At 65.1% G+C, this 4,816-nt stretch carries 4 protein-coding genes; all 4 read left to right on the top strand.

Going from position 1 to position 4,816, the window contains the following annotated elements:
• On the top strand, nucleotides 1–837 hold an 837-nt coding region (locus ING15_RS19125; RefSeq protein ID WP_206456435.1), incomplete at its 5' end, for an HlyD family secretion protein.
• Nucleotides 838–849: 12 nt separating this feature from the next.
• Nucleotides 850–2,592 (top strand): ATP-binding cassette domain-containing protein, encoded by a 1,743-nt coding sequence (locus tag ING15_RS19130; RefSeq protein WP_206456436.1) that lies wholly within the window; start codon nucleotides 850–852, stop codon nucleotides 2,590–2,592.
• A complete protein-coding gene (locus tag ING15_RS19135; RefSeq protein ID WP_206456437.1) occupies nucleotides 2,589–3,683 on the top strand; it encodes an ABC transporter permease in 1,095 nt (364 codons plus the stop codon). The genes ING15_RS19130 and ING15_RS19135 overlap by 4 nt, the downstream gene beginning before the upstream one ends.
• The gene (locus ING15_RS19140; protein WP_206456438.1) at nucleotides 3,683–4,783 is read left to right on the top strand and encodes an ABC transporter permease; all 1,101 of its coding nucleotides are present in this window, start codon (nucleotides 3,683–3,685) and stop codon (nucleotides 4,781–4,783) included. The genes ING15_RS19135 and ING15_RS19140 overlap by 1 nt, the downstream gene beginning before the upstream one ends.
• Nucleotides 4,784–4,816 lie beyond the last annotated feature (33 nt).

The raw sequence follows: 4,816 nt of genomic DNA on the forward strand, positions 1-4,816 counted from the left end.
ATCGAGGGCACGGAAATCCGGCTTGCCGCCGAAGTAGCCGGCCGCGTTGTCGACAGCAACCTCGTCGAAGGCGCGTTGGTGAGCGGGGGCGCCCTGCTGGTGCGGCTTGACGACACCGATGCCAGGCTGAACAAGGCGCGTGCCAAAGCGGAGATCGAAGCTCTTGGGGCGGAACTCAAGCGCGCGGAAAGCGAACTCGAAGTGGCCCAGCATCATCTGGGCACGGCCGAGAGCGAACTGGAACGGGTGCGGAAACTCAAGGAACGCGGCACGGTCGCGGCCCAGACACTGGACATCGCCCAGAACGGATTTCACGCCGCGCAAGGCAATGTGACGGCGATCGAGGCGGGAACAACCGCAATGGGCAAGCGCATCATCGCCGTGCGGCGCGAAATCGACCTTCTCGACAACCAGATATCCAAAACCCGCATCACCGCGCCACTAACCGCCACCGTGCTGATCAAGGCGGTCGAACCGGGCGAATTCGTTCGGCCGGGACAGCCGTTGGTCACGCTGCTCGATCTGACCAGAGCGGAGGTTCGCGTCTTCATTCCCGAAAGCCGGATCGGACAGGTGGAACTCGGCGCGCCCGCGCGCCTGCGTGTGGATGCCTTCCCCGACCGGCTGTTCGAGGCACGGGTCGCGCGGGTCGATCAGACTGCGCAATTCACGCCGCGTGACATCCACATGCCCGACGAAAGGGTGCGCCTGGTTTTCGGCGTGATGCTCGCGATCGACAATCCCGACGGCGTGCTGAAACCGGGGATGCCGACCGATGCCTGGATCCTGTGGCAACCAGACGCCGGATGGCCCGAGCGGCTGTTCGTGCCGACCTAGGAGACGGCGGGCATGGCAACGGACGAGATCGTCATTACGGCCGAGGGGCTCGGGCGTCGGTATCGCTCACTCCGGGCGCTGAGCGACATCGACATCCAGATCGGTGTTGGCGAGATCGTCGGTCTGGTCGGGCCGGATGGCGCGGGGAAGACAACGCTCCTGCAGCTTTTCGCGGCGATCCTTGATCCCAGCGAAGGCCGGTGCCGGGTGTTGGGCCACGACACGGTGAAGCAGGCCGCCCGGATCACGTCGGCGATCGGCTACATGGCCCAGGGTTTCACACTCTACGACCGGCTGACCGTGGCCGAGAACCTGTCCTTCGCCGCCAAGATCCGCGGCGTGCCGGGCAACGTCGCTATGGCCCGACGCCGCCGGCTGCTCGACATGGCGGGGCTGGCGCCCTTTCTCGACCGGCGGGAGGGAGCGCTGTCGGGGGGAATGCGAAAGAAACTCGCGCTTTGCGCCAATTTGATCCACGAACCGCCGCTGCTGCTTCTCGACGAGCCGGGGCTCGGGGTCGATCCGCTCTCACGCCGGGAACTATGGCAGATCCTCGGTGATCTCCGCCTTCAGAAGACGACGATCGTGCTTTCGACATCCTACATGGACGAGGCCGACCGGTGCGATCGCGTGGCGTTTCTGGACCGGGGCCGGTTGATGACCCTCGGCCGACCCGAGGAAGTGCGCGACCGGGCGAAAGGACACGTCTATTCCGTCGTCTCGGACCGGCTGGCAGAAGCCGAAGCGGCGCTGCATGGAATGGCCGGGGTTCTCGGCATCCAATGGCGCGCCGACAGCGTGCGTTTCGTGATGAAGCCGGACGCCGACCTATCGCCGGCAGGGCGGGCGCGTCTGGACGCTCTCGGACAGGTCGCACCGGCGGAACCGCGGATGGAGGACGTGTTCACGATCCTGCGCGGTGATCAGGCCGCGCCTGACGAAACCGGAAGCGCGGTCGTCGCTCGGCCGATCACCGATGCGGCGGAAGGCGTGCCGGGAGGGATCGATACACAAGGGCTGACCCGCCGCTTCGGCGATTTCGTCGCGGTGGGTGATGTCACCCTCGCCGTGGCGCCGGGCGAGATTTTCGGCCTGCTGGGGGCAAACGGGGCGGGCAAGACGACACTGATCCGCATGCTCTGCGGACTGTTGCCGCCCTCGGCGGGCAGCGCGACGGTGGCCGGCGTCGACGTCTTGTCCGACCCGCGTCGCCTGCGGCAGCGGATCGGCTATATGTCGCAGCGCTTTTCCCTCTATCCCGATCTGACCGTCGGCGAAAACCTGTCCTTCTTCGCCAGCGCCTACGGACTGTCGCGACGCGGCGCGCGCGAGGCCATTGGCTGGGCGGTGGCGATGACCGGACTCGGTGGCAAGCGGGGCGAGATGGTGGGCCGCCTGTCCGGAGCGGTGCGCCAGCGCGTGGCGCTCGGCTGCGGCATCCTGCATCGTCCGACGGCGCTCTTCCTCGACGAGCCGACATCGGGCGTCGACCCACTGGCCCGGTTCCGGTTCTGGCGGTTGATCCGGATCCTCGCCGAGGAGGGAATGACGGTCCTCGTGACCACGCACAATCTGGAGGAGGCCGCCTATTGCCATCGTCTCGGCCTGATGGACAGAGGCCGCCTGATCGCCACCGGCGATCTGCCCGCGCTGCGCGCGCATTTTCCTGGACGTTCACTGGAAACGCCAGAGGATGTCTTTTTGGCCTTCATGGAGCGTGAACGGGCCGGGGCGGGCGCCGGGATGGCCTCATGAACCTATCGCGCGTCCTGGCCGTCATCGAAAAGGAGACGAAGGAAATCGTCCGCGATCCCGTGACCGTCGCGGTGGCGATGCTGATGCCTTTGGTGATGCTGTTTCTGTTCGGCTACGCGATTTCGTTTGATGTGGACGGTGTCGCGATGGGCTTGCTCGACCACGACCGGTCGGCGGAGAGCCGGGCACTTGTCGATCGCTTCCTGGCAAGCGGGTACTTTGTCCTGGCCGACAGCTACCACAGCGCGATCGAGGTTGAGACGGCGCTCCAACGCGGCGCCGTCAAGCTTGCGCTGATCATTCCGCCGGACTTCGCGGACCATCTCGCGCGGGGAGCGTCGGCTCCCGTTCAAGTACTCGTGGACGGAACGTTCTCGGCAACCGCCAATCTGGTGGCGGCCTATGCCGAGACGATCATCGCCGCCTTCGGCGTCCAGACCGTGCGGCCGATCGAGGTAGCGACGCGGGTCTGGTATAATCCTTCATTGCGCAGCGTGAACTATGTCGTGCCCGGCCTGTTCGGCGTCATTCTCATGGCCTTCCCGCCGCTGTTGACCGCGCTTGCGATCACCCGTGAAAAGCAGACCGGCTCGATCCAGCAGATATTCGCCTCGCCGCTCACGCCGGCGGAGTTCCTCTCCGGCAAGTTGATTCCTTACGGGCTGATCGCGTTCCTGCAGATCGTCATGGTGATCGCGGTGGGTTTCCTCTGGTTTGCGGTGCCGCTCAAGGGCAGCGTCCTGCTGCTGTTGGGAGTCGGCCTCGTCTATGTCTTCACCACCGTGGGGATCGGGCTGCTCGTCTCGACGCTTACCAACAGCCAGTTGGCCGCCATGATGCTGGCGCTGATCATCTCGTTGATGCCGTCATTCCTGTTTTCCGGCTTCCTCTTCCCCATCTTCACCATGCCGGTCGTGTTGCAACTCTATACGCGGCTCTTCCCGGCGCGGTATTTCGTGGATTTCTCGCGCGGCGTGGTCCTGAAAGGCGCAGGGCTGGTCGACCTGGCGCCATCGGTTCTGCTGTTGCTGGCCTATACCCTGGCGATCTTCGCGCTGGCGGTCTGGCGGTTCCGAAAGAAAGTGGCGTGATGGGCGCGCGGCTCGCAGGGCTGCTGGTCAAGGAGCTGCTGCAGTTCCTGCGCGATCCGCTGATGCTGGTTCTGATTCTCTGGCTCTACACCGCCGAGGTCGTGATCTGCGCCTACGCGCTCTCCTTCGAGGTCGAGAACATGCCGTTGGCAATCGTGGATCTGGACCGCACTCCGCAAAGCCGGACGCTGGTGCAGGGATTTCTCGCAACGGATGTCTTTGCCGATGCCGGCCGGCCGGCCGGCGCCACAGAGGCCGGCGCCTGGCTGCAGAACGGACGCGCGCGGGTTGCGCTGATCGTGCCGCCGGGGTTCCAGCGCGATCTTCTCGGCGATCGCCGGCCGAACTTGCAACTGCTGCTGGACGGATCGAACTCCAACATGGCGGCCCAGGCGCGGGGTTACGCCCTGGAGATCGTGGGGCGCTTTGCGGCCACTGGTGCCGGTGGCGGCGCGGCGGCAGGACCGATGCCGATGGTGCGGGTCTGGTACAATCGCGACCAGACCTTCACTGCCTTCGTGGTCTTGTCGATGGTGGCGCTCGCGGCGCTGATGGTCGGTGTCATCCATCCCGCCGCTTCGATCGTGCGCGAGAAGGAGGCGGGAACGATCGAGCAGTTGCGCGTCACGCCGACACGGACGCCGGAACTGTTCGTCGCCAAAACTCTTCCGACCCTGGTGATGGGCCTTTTGTCGGTGTTCCCGAGCCTGTTGATCGTCTGGTGGTTCGGCATCCCGCTGCGCGGCAGCCTGCTCCTGTTCCTCGGCCTCACGGCGATCTTTCTGCTCAGCGCCATCGGCATCGGCGTGTTGATCGCCAGCGTCAGCCGCACCCTTCAGCAGGCGCTGCTGCTGGCGTTCTTCGGGCTCTTTCCGCTAATGTTCCTCTCTGGCACGCTGGCACCGATCGAAAGCATGCCGAAGGCGCTTCAGATCGCCTCTCTGGCAAGTCCATTGCGCCACTACATGGATGTAACGCTGGGGATTTTCCTGAAAGGCTTGGGCATCCGCGACTTGTGGCCGAGCGCGCTGGCGCTGCTCGCGATCGGTATTTCGCTGTTTGGGATCGCCATTCATATCTTCAGGCAAAAGGATGCCTGAGAAGGCGGAGCTCTCCAGCATCTCTGCTCTCCA

The sequence above is a fragment of the Aurantimonas marina genome (genome assembly GCF_017183135.1).
In the GTDB taxonomy this organism is placed as follows: domain Bacteria; phylum Pseudomonadota; class Alphaproteobacteria; order Rhizobiales; family Rhizobiaceae; genus Aurantimonas; species Aurantimonas marina.